Source organism: Sphingobacterium sp. UBA7249 (genome assembly GCF_002472835.1).
Lineage (GTDB): Bacteria > Bacteroidota > Bacteroidia > Sphingobacteriales > Sphingobacteriaceae > Sphingobacterium > Sphingobacterium prati.
In genome coordinates, this window is sequence record NZ_DKST01000012.1 from 150557 (window position 1) to 168991 (window position 18435).

Sequence of the window (18435 nt, forward strand, 5' to 3'; positions counted from 1 at the left end):
AAAGGAACGTGTTATTTTTTTACGGGCAAAATTACTTCGAAGGTTGTGCCCTTATCTTTTTCACTTTTTACAGTGATCCTTCCATTAAGTCTTCTCAATATATCCTGGACATAACTGAGGCCCAGGCCAAAGCCTTTAACATTGTGGACATTTCCGGTAGGAATGCGATAAAATTGATCGAATATCTTTTGTAGGTGATCCCGGCTCATTCCGATTCCGTTGTCAGCAATGGTGATAACAATATTATCGCCAACATTTTTGGAATTAATATTCACATGTAGATCTCCTTTACTATACTTGATCGCATTATCCAATAGGTTGTAAAACACATTTGAAAAATGCAGTTCATCCCCCACAACGATATCTTTTGTTGCTGCAAGGTCAACACTGAATTGCCCGCCGATATTCTGCATGCGTAATTGCATACTGTCTGTCACTGCTGAAACGAGGTCATTGATATGTACATCGTCACGGTCAAGTTTTAGGGTTTCTTTCTCCAATTTTGCTAGATCTAATACACGTTCGATATGATTTCCAAGGCGAACATTCTCATCGTAGATGATATTGGCCAGTTTCTGCACACGATTGTGGTCCGCATTGATATCAGGGTCCTTGAGCGATTCACTGGCAATCATGATCGTAGCCACTGGGGTTTTAAACTCATGTGTCATGTTGTTGATGAAATCGGTTTTCATTTCAGACACCTTCTTTTGTCTGAAGATAATAATAAGTGTATAGGCAAAACATCCGACCAAAAGGAACAGTAGCGCCAGCATAGGGAGTAACAAATAGCCCATGTTGTCCGCTATGATTGCTTTTTTATTTGGAAAGTATATGGTTAACTTTCCCGGAGCAGCACCAATATCGCCTTTAAATAGCGCTGTGGAATATTTTGTGGTGTTTTTGGGGGTGTTTAATTCCGCTTCGTTGAGAATATTATTTAGCAAAATATTGCTTGTGCTCCATATTTCAATATTAAACGGTACTTTGATATCACGTTGAGCCAATTCTTCCTTCAGGAGTTCTTGAACGATAATAACGTTTAACCGGTCCTTTAGAGGTCTTTTGGCGAGTTCCATTCCGATGGCGACATCTTCGATGTAGTCGGCTTTTTTGCCGCCAAGCATCGCGACGGAGTCATAAACATTGAAACCATAGCCTGCATTTTTTTTGGAAAGCTTGTTTAATTTGGTTTCTAGTTCAAAAATTCGTTTGGAGAGCTTAGGATTGGATCTTGGTGGAAGTGCTACGATACTCTTGCCAAGTAACCGCTTAAAATCATCGATATGTACGATCAAAAATCGCGTGCTGTCGTCTTTAGCTTCGATACGAGGAATTGTTTTTGTCGCTGAAACAATAACATCCTCTTGATAATATAGCCCGTTTGTTGGCGTTTTAACAATATTGATTTCAACGAGATCCTGATATTGGGTTCTTTTGACGTAAGTCTCGTAGAACCAATTTTCAATGTTAATAATGTTTGGATAGGTTGCCTTTAATCTATCTTCTTCAAGTTTGTACTTTTGATAGATTTGATCCAGCTTGGCCCTAAGATTTTCAATTTGGGTTTGAAGCTGGAGCTGCTCTGTCAATTGCTGTTGTTTAGCTTGCTCGCGTTTGGACTTTTCGATATTACGTTCTTGTTGTACCTTGGCGAAATCTACGACCTCACGACGCTCGAGCTTCCCCGCAACAGCTGTAAGTGCAGCATTGACTGATTCATCAAAAAGCTGGGATTTTTGACGATAGGAATCCCGCAGAAAATAGAATTGCATGGCCAATACCCCAATCAGCGCCAAAGACATCAGTCCAATGATTAATACAATACTATTTTTCTTCATTTAAGTTATGTTTTGCAAATGAATATTCTCAAGGGCATCATCAGCCCATAAACACTGAATTGCAGGGCTATTCTCTTAACCAATATCGTTGTTTACTTGAATTGTTACAAATATAAAGATGCTAACTTGTTTTGAAGCTGTTTTAACAATGTTTAACAGCAATTGCTTTAAATCTTGGTTATGTTATTGTAAATTAGGAGTTAAAATAGATTATGTTATGAAAACTTATGTATTATCATTGGCATTATCTTTTACAGTGGGAATTGCCATTGGTCAAATTAAGCAAAAAGAGTATCGTCCTTTATTACAGGATAAACACTCCAAGATGCCCGTTCTGGGATTAGATACGGCCTCAGCAAAGTATAATATGCCCGTTCAGAAATTCAAAAAGCTGGATAGTCTAGCGCCTATGCCGGGGACAGAGAAAATACCCAAGAGAAAAAAATCACAGCGTGACTCATTAAGGTTTAAGCTATTGGAAGATAGTTTAAAAGTGAAAGATTTCAAATTTAAGATAGATTCGCTCTATCCCAAAAAATAAAAAAGAAAGGCATTCGCGTTAAGAGAATGCCTTTCTTTTTTATGATCCTATTTCTTATAGCTGAGAAACGCGGATTGTATTTGTTTTGCCTTTTTCAATTAACGGTGTAGAGGCAGTGTTAATGATAATTGATCCTGGTGTAACGTAGTTGTTTTTTACGATAAATCTATTGACATCATGGATAGAGCCATCTGTACTTTCGAATTTGTCGTAAATAAATGTTTTTACGCCCCAAAGCAAACTCAACTGTTTCAGAAGTGTCTGCGTGCCTGTAAACACCAAAATATCTACATTTGGTCTATAACTTGTAATTTCAAATGCCGTTGCTCCGGAAGAGGTTAATACAGCGATGGCCGAAGCATTAGTTTTTTGAGCAAGATAAACTGAAGAAGCACAAATAGCGTCTGGAATAAGCGTTCCGTCGTGAATTTCACTAACTTTCTCATTATAATAAGGATAAGAAGTTTGTTCCACGTGGATAATAATCTTACTCATTGTTTCGATCACGATCTCTGGGAATTCACCTACAGAAGTCTCTCCACTTAACATCACTGCATCTGCACCATCCAATACTGAATTGGCAACATCGTTTACTTCCGCACGTGTAGGGCGCGGTGTAGTAATCATGCTTTCCAGCATTTGTGTAGCGATAATGACAGGTTTTGAAAGGTCTCTACATTTTTGTACAATGATCTTTTGAAGCCCCGGTACCTCTTCCATTGGAAGTTCAACACCCAAGTCACCACGAGCAACCATAACAGCATCGGTAGCTTCGATGATAGCATCGATGTTTTCGATTGCTTCAGGTTTTTCTACTTTCGCGATTACACGTGCATGGCTTCCTTTTGCAGCAATGATTTCTTTACATTGTGCAATATCTTCTGCCGAACGAACGAATGACATTGCAATCCAGTCAGCTCCGTGGTCCAATGCAAAGTTTAAGTTATCTAAATCTTCTTCAGTCAGGGAAGGAATGGATACTTTTGTGTTTGGTAAGTTTACGCCTTTACGTGAAGTAAGAACACCGCCATGCACCACTTCACAGGTAACAGTGTCTTTATGGTTGGTCTCTAAAACACGAAGTTGAAGTTTTCCGTCATCAAGTAATATGATTTCGTTGGCTTCAACATCGTTTGGAAAGTTTTCGTATGTAATGTAGATTCTGTTTTCATCTCCAATGAGTTCATGTGTGGTGATTTCAACTTTTGAACCATTGACGAGAACAGCACCGCCTTCTTTCATTTTTCCGATCCGAATCTTTGGACCTTGTAAGTCGGCTAAGATGGCAACATTGAATCCGGTTTCATTATTTATTGCATTTATGGTTTCGATTACCTTAAGGTGATCTGCCTGGCTGCCATGAGAGAAATTCAACCGGCACACATCAACCCCTTTGGCAATCATGTTGGTCAAAACTTGTTTGTCTGCCGAAGCAGGGCCTAATGTTGCGACAATTTTAGTCCTTTTTTGAACTTTTTCCATCTGTTTATTTTGTATTTTTAATGTTCTTCAATTATGACAACAAACAGCAAGCTGTATTGTTGTCTTTTGTAAAAACTAAATCGACTTAATTTAGATTTTAAGTTAGGTGTATTTGCTACACTAACCTACAGTCTGCTAAAATATGAGATTTTCTTTAGATTTCAATATTTTTGGAGATATTTCTTTTGCGATGACCACCTCTGGTAATTTGCTGATCCTTTTGATTATATATTCGACATCGTCTTCACAGATGTAATTTTTAATGATGACGAAGAAATCAAAATGGGGATTTTCTGGAATTAAAAAGGTTCCCTCAATACTTTTGTTATTAATGAGAAAATATTCTGTATCCGAATCAGGACTAAGGTAATGAAAAGCGGTGAAGTGGTAGCTTATTTTTTTCTTAGCATCAAAGATGATATGATATTCAAGCTCTTCTTCTGATTTATTTTTTGGACGGCCATCGTGATCATATTTGCTCTCTTTGCCTCTGGAAAAATCCAAATTTGTCACTTTGTTGATAAAATGGCAGAGACGGTAATCTTTCAGTGGGCAGGTGATGGCGAGTAGGGTGAAATCTAACTCTTCATCCATGTCCATATCTAACCTTGCTACTAACTTATTGACCACTTTTTTTCTAAAATATATGTTCTTATACTAACGAAGGTACTAATAATTTTAAGGTGGGAATATACTTTTTGTGTAAAATTTGAGTTAATTAGCTGAGCGTTTGGAATACAAAATAATTTTTGTTATACTTGAACTAAGTTAATATAGAGTGGGTTAGCTAGTATAAGACGCGAATAAGTTCGGTCGCCTAACATGGTGACTTTCATCTTAATATCGATTTAGGTTTGAATTTTGATGAAATTTATTTTTCTTTGCACAGATTTATTAAACAATTAAACTATAAAATCATGTCAGATATCGCTTCAAGAGTAAAAGCAATTATCGTTGAAAAATTAGGTGTAGACGAAAACGAAGTAACACCAGAAGCTTCATTCACTAATGATTTAGGTGCTGATTCACTTGACACTGTTGAGTTGATCATGGAGTTTGAAAAAGAATTCAACGTTGCTATTCCTGATGATCAAGCAGAAACTATTGGTACTGTTGGTCAAGCAATCGCTTATTTAGAAAAAAACGTTAACTAACTAATTTAATTAGGCTAATCGTAATAAATGGAGCTTAAAAGAGTAGTAGTAACAGGATTAGGCGCCCTTACACCAATTGGTAATACCGTCTCAGCTTACTGGGAGGGATTAATAAATGGTGTAAGCGGAGCTGCTCCTATTACGCATTTTGATGCGTCAAAATTCAAAACTCAGTTTGCGTGTGAGGTAAAGGGGTTTGATCCACATGATTTTATGGATCGTAAGGAAGCTCGTAAAGTCGATCCTTTTGTACAGTATGCAATTGCGTCTACTGATGAGGCAATTAAAGATGCTGGCTTAGATTTTGAAAAATTAGATACAAATCGTATCGGAGTGATTTGGGGCTCAGGAATTGGTGGGTTGACAACTTTTACAGAAGAAGTTGCCAACTTTGCAAAAGGGGATGGAACACCACGTTTCAATCCTTTCTTTATTCCTAAGATGCTCGTTGATATTGCTCCAGGACATATTTCAATGCGTCATGGCCTTCGTGGTCCTAACTTTTCGGCAGTGTCGGCCTGTGCCTCTGCTACCAATGCAATGATTGATGCTTTCAACTATATTCGTATGGGAAAAGCAGATGTTATTGTTACCGGTGGATCAGAAGCGACAGTCAACGAAGCTGGAATCGGTGGATTCAATGCTATGCATGCCTTGTCTACAAGAAATGATGATCCCAAAACAGCTTCTCGCCCTTTTGATAAAGACAGAGACGGTTTTGTTTCGGGAGAAGGTTCAGGTGCCTTGATCTTAGAAAGCTTAGAACATGCCTTAGCACGTGGTGCAAAAATCTATGCAGAGATTGCCGGTGGTGGAATGAGTGCTGATGCGCATCATATCACAGCTTCGCATCCGGAAGGGTTGGGCGCTAAATTGGCAATGACAATGGCTGTCAATGATGCAGGTATGGATTTCTCGGATATTGATTACATCAATGTCCATGGAACATCGACACCGGTCGGCGATATCAGTGAAACGAAAGCTATTGTTGACCTGTTTGGTGAACACGCATATCAATTGAATATCAGTTCAACTAAATCAATGACGGGACACCTTTTGGGTGCTGCAGGGGCGATAGAGACTATTGCTTCTATCTTGGCTGTGCAAAATGATATTGTCCCACCGACAATTAATCACTTCACAGACGATCCGGAAATTGATAATAAATTGAATTTTACATTCAATAAAGCGCAAAAACGTATCGTTAATGCAGCGTTGAGTAATACATTTGGATTCGGTGGGCATAACGCTACCGTGATTGTAAAAAAATATAAAGCTTAATGTTTGATCCTTCAAACATGGTTTGGTAATATGAGCTAGCGACAGGTTCTTTAATTAGAACTTGTCGCCTTATTTTTAGATGAGATGCCTTTTTCAAGGATATACAAGTTATATGTTTCACCGGATCGGGAATATGTTAGGAAACTAAAAAACCTACTTGGTTTTATTCCCGGGAATGTGCATTTGTACAAGATGGCATTCAGACATAAGTCTGTTGCGGTAACGATCAAAGAAGGGGCGAAGAACAGTAATGAACGTTTGGAATTCTTGGGTGATGCTGTTTTAGGTTCGGTCGTTGCCGAATTGTTATTCAAGAAATACCCGTATAAGGACGAAGGTTTCCTGACCGAAATGCGTTCCAAAATTGTCAGCCGTGCAAACCTGAATCAGCTTTCCAGAAAATTGGGATTCAACGAAATGATACAGTTTGACGCCCGAATGATTAGCTTTCCGAATAAACAGGGATCACTATTAGGTGATGCTTTTGAGGCATTGATCGGCGCGGTGTACCTTGACAAGGGTTATGTATTTACGAAAAGTTTTTTGCTGAACCGAATTATTAAACCACATGTTGATATCCAATTATTGGAACAAACTGAGACGAATTTCAAGAGTCGGTTGATCGAGTGGTGCCAGCATACCGGAAAAGAAATCTTGTTCCAGCAAACGGACAATCCAGAAGGTGAGTCTTCAAAAATGTTTAGCATCGAGGCCGTTGTAGATGGGGTGGTATGTGGCTTAGGCCGTGATTTTAATAAAAAGTCGGCTGAAAAGCTGGCTGCGGAAAAAGCCTGCGAATTTCTTAAAATTCTTGAAGTAGAATAAGAGATTTTTATTCTTTAATGTATTTAGTACGCCGCTAAATATTAACTTTGCCAAATATGGCAGTAGTAAAACCTTCTTTGGCGAAAGGAACCCGAGATTTTTCGCCTTCCGAAATGATCAAACGTAATTATATTTTTGACACATTGAAAGCTGTGTTTAAAAAATATGGTTACAATGAAATACAAACCCCTTCATTTGAGAATTTAACAACCTTGACCGGTAAATACGGTGATGAAGGCGATAAATTGATCTTTAAGATCCTCAATTCTGGAGATTATTTGGCAAAAGCCCCGGATAATTTGTTACAAGAAAGGGCCTTGAATGAACTTATCCCTTTAATTTCTAATAAAGCCTTAAGATATGATCTGACAGTGCCTTTTGCACGTTATGTTGTGATGCATCAGAATGAGATTTCCTTACCATTTAAGCGTTTTCAGGTACAACCGGTTTGGCGGGCTGATAAACCGCAAAGAGGCCGTTACCGCGAATTTTACCAATGTGATGTCGATGTGGTGGGTTCAACTAGTTTATTGAATGAAGCTGAGTTTATTCTGATTTATCAGGAAGCTTTTGAGCATTTTGGGTTGAAGGATTTTAATATTAAAATCAATAACCGAAAGATCCTTTCCGGTATTGCGGAAATTATCGGAAAGCCAGAACTTATTGTCGATATGACTGTCGCCATTGATAAGCTGGATAAAATTGGATTGGATGGGGTCAATAAAGAGCTGTTGGAAAGAGGTTTTACCGAAGCTGATCTGAATCTGTTGAAACCGATCATCTTATTGGAAGGTTCAAATGGGGAGAAACTTGCGTCGTTAAAATCTATCTTGGCCGACTCTTCAATTGGTTTGACAGGTATTGCTGAAATAGAGGAGGTTTTCGATTATATTACCAAGTTGAGCGGGGATACGGAGCTGTTGCCCCGTATTATTGATCTGGATATTACATTGGCGAGAGGTCTTAATTACTATACAGGTTGTATCTTTGAGGTGAAAACAAACGAAGTTGCCATGGGAAGTATCGGTGGCGGTGGACGCTATGATGATCTTACAGGCATGTTTGGCCTGAAAGGGCTGACAGGTGTAGGTGTTTCCTTTGGAGCTGACCGTATATACGACGTATTGGAAGAACTGAATTTATTCCCAGCGGACAAAGCGGATTCTACTAAGCTTTTGATCATTAATTTTGATAAACAACTTGAAACCTATACACTGGGTTTGCTCAATAAACTTCGTAAAGAAAATATTGCAGTAGAATTATATCCCGCGCCAGTGAAGCTGAAGAAGCAAATGGGGTATGCTGATGGGAAGGGCATACCTTATGTCCTATTGGTTGGTGAAGAAGAGGTCTCCTCGGGTGAATTGTCCCTCAAGGACATGGAAAGTGGGGAGCAGGTGAAGGTTACGGAAAACGAGCTTATCCAAAAACTTCGTTAGTAAATAATTTGTATAAAATAGATTAAGCCAAATGATTATTAAGTCCTTTGGCTTTTTTATTTCATAAGTTTTTGATTTATTTGATTGTGCCGTTCATTTATTTGTTGAAAAATGCTATATACTTTAAATCAAATGTCTTAGAAGTGTCTTAAAGTAGAAATAAAATTGATTTTTGACCAAGGAAATTCATCCAAAATTATTAGATTTGTAGTCTAGAATTGTAAGAAAATCAAAACTTTGAAATGAGTTCAACACCTATAACAAAAGAGACATATTTGGAGTGGTATAAGTCTATGTTACTTATGCGTAAGTTTGAAGAAAAAGCAGGTCAACTTTACGGACAGCAAAAGATTCGTGGTTTCTGTCACTTGTACATAGGACAAGAGGCAGTAGTCGCTGGGACGATGTCGGTTATCAAACCTGAAGATTCTTTAATCACTGCTTATCGTGATCACGCCCACGCTTTGGCTAAAGGCGTTTCTGCAAATGCTTGTATGGCTGAATTATATGGAAAGATCACAGGTTGTTCAAAAGGTAAAGGAGGCTCTATGCACTTCTTTTCTAAAGAACATAAATTCATGGGTGGCCATGGTATTGTCGGTGGTCAGATTCCTTTAGGTGCTGGCATTGCATTTGCTGAGAAATATCTTGGTACAGATAATGTAAATATCTGTTATATGGGCGATGGAGCTGTACGTCAAGGTGCATTCAACGAAACACTTAACATGGCGATGTTATGGAAACTCCCTGTTATCTTCGTTTGTGAAAACAACGGTTATGCGATGGGTACTTCTGTACAACGTACGACCAATATGCAAGATATTTACAAAATGGGCTTAGGTTTTGATATGCCTTCTGCTCCGGTAGATGGAATGGATGTTGTGGCTGTACATAACGCAATGGACGAAGCTGTTCAACGTGCCCGTGCTGGCGAAGGCCCTACATTCTTAGAAATCCGTACTTACCGTTACAAAGGACACTCGATGTCTGATCCTGCAAAATATCGTACAAAAGAGGAATTGGAAGCGTATAAAGACCGTGATCCAGTATTGTCGACTAAACACGCTATTTTGGAAAATAACTATGCAGATGATGCTTGGTTTGCTGAGGTTGAAGCTGACGTGAAGAAAGTAGTTGAAGAGTCAGTGAAATTTGCGGAGGAATCTCCATATCCAGATGCTGATGAATTGTACAAAGATGTCTATGTACAACAAGACTATCCATTTATTTTAGATTAATACTCTTTAACTTGATAATATAATACAGAATGGCTGAAGTAGTAAGAATGCCGAAAATGAGCGATACAATGACCGAAGGGGTCATCGCAAAATGGCACAAAAAAGTTGGTGATAAAGTAAATTCTGGTGATCTGGTAGCTGAAATCGAAACGGATAAAGCTACAATGGACTTTGAGTCTTACCAAGAAGGTACACTTTTATATATTGGCCCGAAAGAAGGTGAAGCAGTAGCTATAGATGCTGTTATCGCTGTTTTGGGTGAACCTGGTGAAGATTTTCAGGCTTTGTTGAGTGGAGACGCTCCAGCCGCTGAAAAAGCACCGGAAAAAACCGAAGAAAAAAAAGTAGAAGAAGTTTCTGGTCCAGAATCTTCGGCTAGCACGGTTACTCCTGAGGAATTAGGATGTACCGTAATTACAATGCCATTGTTGAGTGATACGATGAAGGAAGGTGTTATCGCACAATGGAACTTCAAAGTTGGTGATACGATTAAATCGGATGATGCTATTGCTGATGTCGAAACAGATAAAGCAACAATGGAAGTTACAGCTTATGCTGATGGTACATTGTTATATGTCGGTCTTGAAGCTGGAGAAGCTGCAAAAGTAAATGATATTATAGCAATTGTTGGTCCTGCTGGCACTGATATTACACCTTTATTAAATCAAAAATCTGCTCCAGCGAAAACAGATACTACGGAAGCTGCTCCTAAAGCTGATTCCGCTCCGGCTGCAACTGCTGCCCCGGTTTCATCTGCTACTAACGACGACTCTCGTGTGAAAGCTTCGCCTTTGGCACGTAAGATTGCAAAGGAAAAGGGTATCAACTTGAGTGATATAAAAGGTTCAGCCGATGGTGGTCGTATCGTGAAAAAAGATGTGGAATCTTTTGTTCCGACTGCAGCTAAACCAGCTGAAACAAAAGCTGCTGATGCGCCTACAACAGAAACAAAAGCAATTACTTTACCTACTTATGTCGGTGAAGAACGTTATACAGAGAAACCTGTCAACCAAATGCGTAAGACAATTGCACGTCGTTTGGCTGAGTCCTTGTTCACTGCGCCGCATTTCTATTTGACAGTGTCTATTGATATGGATAATGCCATGGCGGCCCGTGCTCAAATTAATGAGATCGCACCAGTAAAAGTGTCTTTCAATGACATCGTTGTGAAAGCTGTTGCCGTAGCATTGAAAAAACACCCAGCTGTGAATTCTTCATGGCAGGGAGATAAAATCCGTTTCAACGAACATACCAACATCGGTGTTGCTATGGCTGTTGAAGATGGCTTGTTAGTTCCTGTAGTACGTTTTGCGGATGGTAAATCATTATCGCACATTTCTGCTGAGGTGAAAGATTTTGCTCAAAAAGCGAAGGCGAAGAAATTACAACCGGCGGATTGGGAAGGATCTACCTTTACGGTTTCTAACCTAGGTATGTTCGGAATTGACGAATTTACATCTATCATTAATTCTCCTGATGGAGCTATCCTTTCTGTAGGAGCTATACAGGCGGTTCCTGTTGTGAAAAATGGTGCCGTAGTTCCCGGTAACGTAATGAAAGTAACTTTGGGCTGTGACCACCGCGTGGTTGATGGTGCAACAGGTGCTGCATTCTTACAGACTTTAAAAGCTTTGGTTGAAAATCCAGTTAGATTATTAGCATAGATTTTATAAACCAATAAAATATTAGCCACTTTAGAAATAAAGTGGCTTTTTTTGTGCTAAAAATTCGTTTTTTTATACTAAAATCTTCATTTTAGCATTATTATCTTTACACTAGGTTCTTTATTGAAAATCAAAGAGAATACACATTCATTTCGTGCAGATATGAGATAATTGCGGTGAATAAATCGTATGACAATTAAGTAAAGACGCCCTTATTGAGACGGGAAAACATAACACAAAAATAGAAATCCAGGAGACGCAATACGTGAAATTATTTTTTTTAAAGGGAATGGTAGCTCTTTTGTTGGCATCTACAGTTGCCTGTAGTTCAAAAGAGAAAAAACAAAAAGAAGCGGCAATAGCACAGGCAAAAATAGATAGTACAAGACTTATTTACAATCCGCAGCATGCAGATCCCAAGATCGATGCTTTTATGAAAAACCTGCATGCAAAGTCCGCTTTTAATGGAAATGTGCTAGTGGCAAAGGATGGTAAAATTCTATATCAAAATACATTCGGCTGGGCCAACTATCTAAAACGTGATAGCTTGGAAATTGATGATAAGTTTGAATTGGCATCAGTCTCCAAACCCTTGACTGCTGTTGGTACATTGAAGTTGGTCGAAGCAGGTAAATTACGTTTGGATCAAACAATTAATGATTTTTATCCAGATTTTCCTTATCCTGGGATTACGATCAAAATGTTATTGACTCATCGGTCAGGCTTACCGAACTATGTTTATTTTTCGGAGAAACATTGGCCGGACCGCAAAAAAGGGATGACCAATCAGGATGTTATGAAAATGCTAACTGAGTTTAAACCCAATCGATATGGGGCTCCTGGTGGGCGGTTTTTCTACAATAATTCCAATTTTATGGTTTTGGGAGCGATAATCGAGAAGGTATCGAAACAGGATTATGCAACATATATGAAAGACAGTGTTTTCAATGTTGCGGGAATGACTAATACGGCTGCGTTGTCAAAGGCTGTATACGAAAAGATACCGACCAACGTCATCGGACACGATAAGATATGGCGAAGATCGGTGGTACAGAATTTTCAGGATGGACCGTTGGGAGACAAAGGAATTTATAGTACGGTAAGAGACCTTTACCGTTTTGATTTAGCACTTCGTGATGGCCGCTTATTAAAACAATCGACGTTGGATTCAGCTTACCGAGGTTACCCTGATGCAAAAAAAGGTATTTTTAGCTATGGATATGGGTGGCGTACTTTTGAACATGGCAATGATCATATTGTTTATCATACCGGATGGTGGCACGGTTTTCGTCATATCTATGTACGGGATTTGAAAAGAAATATTGTTATTGTTTTACTTTCAAATATGACAAATGGTAGCTTGGTAAAATTGGACGAACTCTATAAAATTTTAGGTATGCCCGTTTTACGCAAGAATGCTTATAGCACCCATGGTGACTTTATTATAGATGAATAATTGTATGCGTATCAATAATAAAACGAACGGATAATTTTGCTTTAATCGTTGATAATTGGATACTCGGTATTGAAGAAAACAATATGCCTGTCCTTAAAGGTAAATCATTATTGAACAAAGAAGTATAAGGATGAAAAAGACATTAATATTAGGAGCTAGTACAAACCCTTCGCGCTATTCAAATAAAGCAGCGAATATGTTGCGTAAACACGGACATGATATTGTTAACATCGGTTTGAGCGGGGGAGAAGTAGCGGGTGTTCCTATCGAAAAGAAAGGTGACATACACAGCGATATTGATACGGTAACGATGTATCTCGGCGAGCCGAATCAAAAAGAATATTATAATTATATTTTGGATACAAGACCAAAGCGTATTATTTTTAATCCTGGTGCGGAAAATGCTGAATTGGAGCAATTGGCCATGGAAAATGGTATTAAAACTGAAAGAGCCTGTACTCTTGTATTATTGAGTACAGGTCAGTTTTAGATTTTGGATTTCTGGATCAATTCGACTGACAGATATTTTGTGATAAAATAGTTTGTCAGACCGATCGTATTGCTATCTAGGGTCAAACTTGATACTTTTATATCGCAATGTTCTTTTAAGATCGCCATCGTATATGAATTGATTGCTTGTTGTATAGGGATTGTAATTAATTCATTAGCTTTTGCAATTTTGCCACCCAATACGATCAATTCAGGATTGAGCAGCTGGATCAGCGATGCAAATGCTTTCCCCAAGTTTGTGCCCAGTTTGGAGATTTGGTTTATTGCAAATTGATCACCTTTATTAGCCGCTTCGATAACATGGGTTGGTGTTAGGTGATCTAACTCTTCTTTCTGCAACTCATTAAGTTTAGTCAGTTCACCTTTTTGGATCTCCTGTTTTGCATTGTTGACCAAGGCAATTCCGGAAGCGACGGTTTCGAGACATCCTCTTTTGCCACAGTAACACAATTCCCCATTATCAATGAAAGGCATATGTCCTACTTCGCCGGAGTAGCCATCCCGTCCAAGATAAACTTCACCATTGGAAACTATTCCAAGACCTATTCCCCAGTCCATTAAGATAATTAGGCTATTTTTGGTGTTTTTAGCTAAACCAAATTTTAACTCTGCATATGCAGCCCCTTTTACATCGTTGAGTATATATACCGGTTTTTTGTATTTGTCTTCGAAGTAAGCTGTAATAGATTGTGATGCATCATGTAAAAATGTCTCATTTGTTCCTTCATCAGCGTTAATTAACCCCGGCATACTAATAATCAGGCCAGTTAGATTCGCAGTATCTACAGCTTTTTCTAGCAGATACTGATCAATAATTTGAGTAATATCACGCAGATTATCGGCATTGCGGGATAGTTCGTTGTCCAGTTCAACAGTTTCAGCAACGATATTCTGGTTGTTGTCCATGATACTCAATGTAATGGAAAACCGCTGGAGTTCTACGCATAGTACTTGAAACAGTCCATCGCATAGCCGATAGAGATTTGGTTTGCGACCACCGATAGATTCTCCCTTGTCAAACTGACGTACGATGTTGTCCTCCAATAGTTCTGCGATTAGGCTGTTGACTGTTGGAAGACTTAGCGAGAGATTTTTTACGATGTCATTTACTGATACAGATCCTAATTCGGCTATTAATTTTATAATAGAAAGTTTGTTGAATAGATTTTTCTTCTCAGGCTTGCTATCCAATTTTTTGTTAATCAGTAGGTTTACGGCTTTAGTCATAAAACATCATATTTTGAATTAGAGTCCTAGTTCCTTAATTTAATAAAAGTTTTTGGAATCATTCGGTTATTTTTCTCACTTGTCACACAAGCCGGTCTTTTGGAAAAAAGGGGATAAGACATCTTATCCCCTTTTTTCTTGCACTTCAAAAGACTATTTAATCCTTTTTACACGAATGTCTTTGAAGAATACTTCAGTTCCATGTCCTAAGAAACCAATATGGCCACTTGCACGTTTTAAACCGGGATGCTTTTTGCCATCCAGTGTTCCATTTTTACTGGCCTCAGCGATATCTGCATCGACAATAACGGTACCATTTAAAGTTACTTTAACACGATTGCCCTTTACATATATTTCTTCGGAATTCCACTCGCCCAATGGTTTTAAATGTCCTTTTTTGGCCGTTACCACACCATAGATAGAACCGTGGTATTGGTAAGGTTTTAAATCTTTATACACATCCGCGCCATCATCGAGTACCTGAATTTCCATTGCTTCATAAGCGGCATCACCTTCTAATGGCGCACGGATGCCTACGCCGTTATTAGCTCCGGGAGTGAGTTTGAAGTCAAAACGATAGATAAAATCAGCATACTCTTCTTTTGTATATAAGTTTCCGCCAAATTTCGCATTAGGATAGACCCAAATGTAACCCTCATCATTAATTACATAGGCTTTGTTTTCTGTCCATTTGTCGAGATTTGTTCCGTCAAATAAGACATCGAAACCTTCTTTTTTCTCTTGTTCACTTAGTTTAAAGACCTGTCTCCTTGGAAATTCTTTAATAAAAAGATCTCTATAATAAACAACTGAACCATGCGCCTGAAGTTCAATTTGTTCGGTCGGGAAAATGGATTGATTTCTGTCCCAATAATTTTCAAGTGGGATATTATCAGTTACCAATTGTCCATTTAACCAAACGGAGACATTTTCACCTTGCATTTTTATTTTAAAAGTATTCCATTCTCCCGTGGCATTGTCAGCCACTTTCAACGGTTTGCTTTCATTTTTTTGATTATTGTACAATCCACCTGATCCGACTTGTGCACCTACCCGAGTATTGGCAATATCCCAGATCTGAACCTGTGGGGTACCTCTTAAATAGATACCGGCATCACCCTCTATGCCTCCATAGTTCTCCAATTTCCAGTCTACTAACATCTCGAAATCTCCGTATTGCTTGATTGTAGCCAAATTATCTCCTTTTCCACTAAAGACAATCTCGCCATTTGATGCTGACCAGCCCTTACGCATGATCTCGTCTGCTTTCGCTTGTTCGGCTGCCAAAGTTTTGGTACTCATTTTACTCCGTTTGATCGGATCAGCGACCAATCCTTTCCAGCCACTCAGGTCTTTGCCATTGAAAAGCGATACATAACCCTCTTTTATTGGCATTTCGGACAAATAACGTACAACAGCTTCTTTGAGGTAACCACTTTCACTGCCGGATAACTTACCGATGACCTGTTCCAATACTTCTCGTACTTTGCTGCCATAATATTTATTATCCATGGAAATATTCATGGCGGTATTCGCAGCAGTTTCACCTAATTGTGGATCGGCCATTTTGTCCGCAGCAAAAATAAAAGCTTGGTAGGTGCCTGTTGGTTGTAAAGCTGCAAGTGCGGCTTTCTTCTGTTCTATCGTTTTTGCAACACTAAATGCATCACGTAATAACAGTGTTTTTTGATCAACAGTATTTGCTGAAGCGGAAATGGATTTGATTAATCCTTTGTAAATGGTATTGAATAGGCTCTCATCTTTTTCTGTTCTTGATAAAGATATCAGTTCAGGGAGAGCATTAGCGGATGACCAGTTTGCCAATGATGTAATGGCTGCTGCTCTTAATTCTGGATTGCTATTGTTCACATAATTGCTGACAGCCTTTAACGATTGATTATCTCCGAGCCCGGCAAAAATAGGGAAGTATTTTGCAGCACTGGGTGCAGCGGATCTTGAAATATTTGCAGCCAGTTTTCCTGTTAAGCCGTCGGCATCTGGGCTTGAATGAACTACATTGACAATCGCTTTTTGCAATAATGAAGCAGATTTTGGATCTGTAGTGTGGTTCAATCTATTGAAAAGTTCTTCGATATCGGATTCCAGAGCGACATTGGGCAAGGCTTTATTTACCGCTTCCTCAACAGCGGGATTTGTTGTTTTAATTGCCAACACGGCTTTTGATGACGCATTATTGGAGCGTTTACTCAAGATATCCAGTAACTGAATTTTTTTGCTGTCATCAACAGTTGCGAGCGCGTTATTGACATCATTGATTACATTCGCGTCCTTGGAAGAAAGGATAAGTGCCTTAACCGAATTATTGAATTCTTGATCCGCATCAAACGCCTGAATTAAGGTATTGGTTTCTTTGCCTTGCGAAAGCGTATTGATCGCACTTAATCCAGCTAATTTTGTGACTGGAGATGTCGCTTTACCTACTAATGCCTGGATTGCTTTTAAACTACTTGCAGATCCGTTATGTGCAAGGTAGTTAAGTACACTTTCCTGTACTTCTGGTGTGCCCTTGCTCGCTAAAGCGAGAAGGCTCTTCGCATCAGAACCTTCGCCATATTTACCTAATAATTGTAATGCAAGATTACGATAGGCACCATTATCACTTTTTATAGCAGACATTAGATTTTTTTTCTGCTTATTTGGATCTATGGCGGCCAGGAGCTTCAATGAAGCAAATTGCCCGTTGATGGATTTTGCTTTTTGTGATTCTTGAAAGAATTTGTTCAGGAATTTGATCGCATCTTGATCATGCTTATTGTCGATCAGCGATTGCGCATAGTCAATGCCTAGTCCGACTGCATCGAATTTGTCGTAACTGTACGCCGCATCGTTCAATTTATTCTGAAATAAAGAAGCAGAGGCTGTGCCGCCTATTTTACTGAGTGCAATAAGTGCAGTGCGTTGGAAAGGGTCTGAATTATATTTTTGCGTTAAATTTAAAATTGCATTTTCTGCAGTTTTAACCTTTAAATCACCTAAGGCGGTAACGATAGCGATTGCTGTTTTTTCGGTTGTCGAAGCTGTCAGTGCTTTTTCCAGTGCTGCAGCAGACTCGCTGGTACGGATAGATACTAACGTTCTGGCGGCAGCGTCAGCAAGGTAATCGTTTGTTAAACAGTTTGCAACAGCTGGAATTGCCGAATTGTCCGCGCATTGGCGAAGTAAACGCAATGCAAAGACTTGATTTGTGGGTTCGCTCAGTTGGGCGATGGATTTTGCCAATCCTTCAACAAGTACTTTTTTTTGCTGCTCTTTTCCGGGCTGATTGACATAAAAGGAATAACTGTTTGCAGCAAATTCAATTGGTGCATTATTACTTCCGGGAGCTTTTAGACCTTTTAGGAAAGCAACGATGTCGTCTGCACTAAATCCTTCCAGCTCATGCATGGCGAGTAGGAATTTCTCTTTTTCCTCTGCGGGCTGTTGGGCTAGCACATCAGCTATTTTGGTAGCTGTGGTTCTATTTTGGGGCTGCTGGGCGTATGAAGCGCTCGAGATAAGAAGCAGTACAGCCAGCGAATTAAATATCTTTTTCATCCGTTTAAATCTGTTTATTCATTAGTCAATTTTCCCTTTAAGGCATTCATGCTGCCTTTGGCGGTTTCAATTGTGATGAAGCTATCAGATTTATTCATTTCCCTATGTAATTGAATAAATCATGATGGTTTCATTGAGATTATTTATCTTTTATCGGTATGAAGCTCCATGACTTGTTTCTGTCCATCTTTGTTATGATGTTTTTCTTAAGTATATGATGTT

General features: G+C 39.0%; 14 protein-coding genes. 9 read left to right on the forward strand and 5 right to left on the reverse strand.

Annotated elements, in window-relative coordinates; translation table 11 throughout:
- Positions 1–11: 11 nt before the first annotated feature.
- Positions 12–1841, reverse strand: a complete 1830-nt coding sequence (locus B4A24_RS08460) for a sensor histidine kinase (RefSeq protein ID WP_293944305.1) — start codon at positions 1839–1841, stop codon at positions 12–14.
- A gap of 217 nt (positions 1842–2058) precedes the next feature.
- Between B4A24_RS08460 and B4A24_RS08465 the strand changes: the two genes are divergently transcribed.
- Entirely contained in the window at positions 2059–2382 is a 324-nt protein-coding gene (locus B4A24_RS08465; protein WP_293944306.1) for a hypothetical protein, read from the forward strand.
- Positions 2383–2436: 54 nt separating this feature from the next.
- On the opposite strand, the gene pyk is transcribed toward B4A24_RS08465, so the two are convergent.
- Both pyk and B4A24_RS08475 read right to left on the reverse strand, forming a co-directional pair.
- Positions 2437–3864 carry a pyruvate kinase gene (gene pyk / locus B4A24_RS08470; RefSeq protein ID WP_172392303.1) on the reverse strand — a complete coding sequence of 476 codons (1428 nt, stop codon included), beginning with the start codon at positions 3862–3864 and terminating at the stop codon, positions 2437–2439.
- Positions 3865–3999: 135 nt separating this feature from the next.
- A complete protein-coding gene (locus tag B4A24_RS08475; RefSeq protein ID WP_288813155.1) occupies positions 4000–4494 on the reverse strand; it encodes an IPExxxVDY family protein in 495 nt (164 codons plus the stop codon).
- Between the two features lie 287 nt (positions 4495–4781).
- On the opposite strand from B4A24_RS08475, the gene B4A24_RS08480 reads away from it, so the two are divergent.
- The 8 genes from B4A24_RS08480 to B4A24_RS08515 all read left to right on the forward strand — a co-directional run bounded on the left by B4A24_RS08480 (position 4782) and on the right by B4A24_RS08515 (position 13411).
- On the forward strand, positions 4782–5018 hold the full coding sequence (locus tag B4A24_RS08480; protein ID WP_028070665.1) for an acyl carrier protein: 237 nt from the start codon (positions 4782–4784) through the stop codon (positions 5016–5018).
- A 27-nt stretch (positions 5019–5045) separates the two neighbouring features.
- Positions 5046–6299 carry a beta-ketoacyl-ACP synthase II gene (fabF, locus tag B4A24_RS08485; protein WP_172392302.1) on the forward strand — a complete coding sequence of 418 codons (1254 nt, stop codon included), beginning with the start codon at positions 5046–5048 and terminating at the stop codon, positions 6297–6299.
- Between the two features lie 84 nt (positions 6300–6383).
- The gene (gene rnc, locus B4A24_RS08490; RefSeq protein ID WP_172392301.1) at positions 6384–7124 is read left to right on the forward strand and encodes a ribonuclease III; all 741 of its coding nucleotides are present in this window, start codon (positions 6384–6386) and stop codon (positions 7122–7124) included.
- Between the two features lie 56 nt (positions 7125–7180).
- Complete coding sequence (gene hisS / locus B4A24_RS08495; RefSeq protein ID WP_293944308.1) at positions 7181–8563, forward strand: histidine--tRNA ligase; 1383 nt, start codon at positions 7181–7183, stop codon at positions 8561–8563.
- A gap of 242 nt (positions 8564–8805) precedes the next feature.
- Positions 8806–9801 (forward strand): pyruvate dehydrogenase (acetyl-transferring) E1 component subunit alpha, encoded by a 996-nt coding sequence (pdhA, locus tag B4A24_RS08500; RefSeq protein ID WP_172392299.1) that lies wholly within the window; start codon positions 8806–8808, stop codon positions 9799–9801.
- 29 nt (positions 9802–9830) lie between these two features.
- On the forward strand, positions 9831–11465 hold the full coding sequence (locus B4A24_RS08505; RefSeq protein WP_293944310.1) for a pyruvate dehydrogenase complex dihydrolipoamide acetyltransferase: 1635 nt from the start codon (positions 9831–9833) through the stop codon (positions 11463–11465).
- Positions 11466–11730: 265 nt separating this feature from the next.
- Positions 11731–12921, forward strand: coding sequence for a serine hydrolase domain-containing protein (locus tag B4A24_RS08510; protein ID WP_293944311.1), 1191 nt, complete (start codon positions 11731–11733; stop codon positions 12919–12921).
- Positions 12922–13051: 130 nt separating this feature from the next.
- Positions 13052–13411 carry a CoA-binding protein gene (locus B4A24_RS08515; RefSeq protein ID WP_172392296.1) on the forward strand — a complete coding sequence of 120 codons (360 nt, stop codon included), beginning with the start codon at positions 13052–13054 and terminating at the stop codon, positions 13409–13411.
- On the opposite strand, the gene B4A24_RS08520 is transcribed toward B4A24_RS08515, so the two are convergent.
- Positions 13408–14658 carry an ROK family protein gene (locus tag B4A24_RS08520; protein ID WP_293944314.1) on the reverse strand — a complete coding sequence of 417 codons (1251 nt, stop codon included), beginning with the start codon at positions 14656–14658 and terminating at the stop codon, positions 13408–13410. The two genes, B4A24_RS08515 and B4A24_RS08520, sit on opposite strands and share 4 nt — an antisense overlap.
- A gap of 153 nt (positions 14659–14811) precedes the next feature.
- The gene (locus tag B4A24_RS08525) at positions 14812–18213 is read right to left on the reverse strand and encodes a DUF1080 domain-containing protein (protein ID WP_293944316.1); all 3402 of its coding nucleotides are present in this window, start codon (positions 18211–18213) and stop codon (positions 14812–14814) included.
- Positions 18214–18435: the final 222 nt, after the last annotated feature.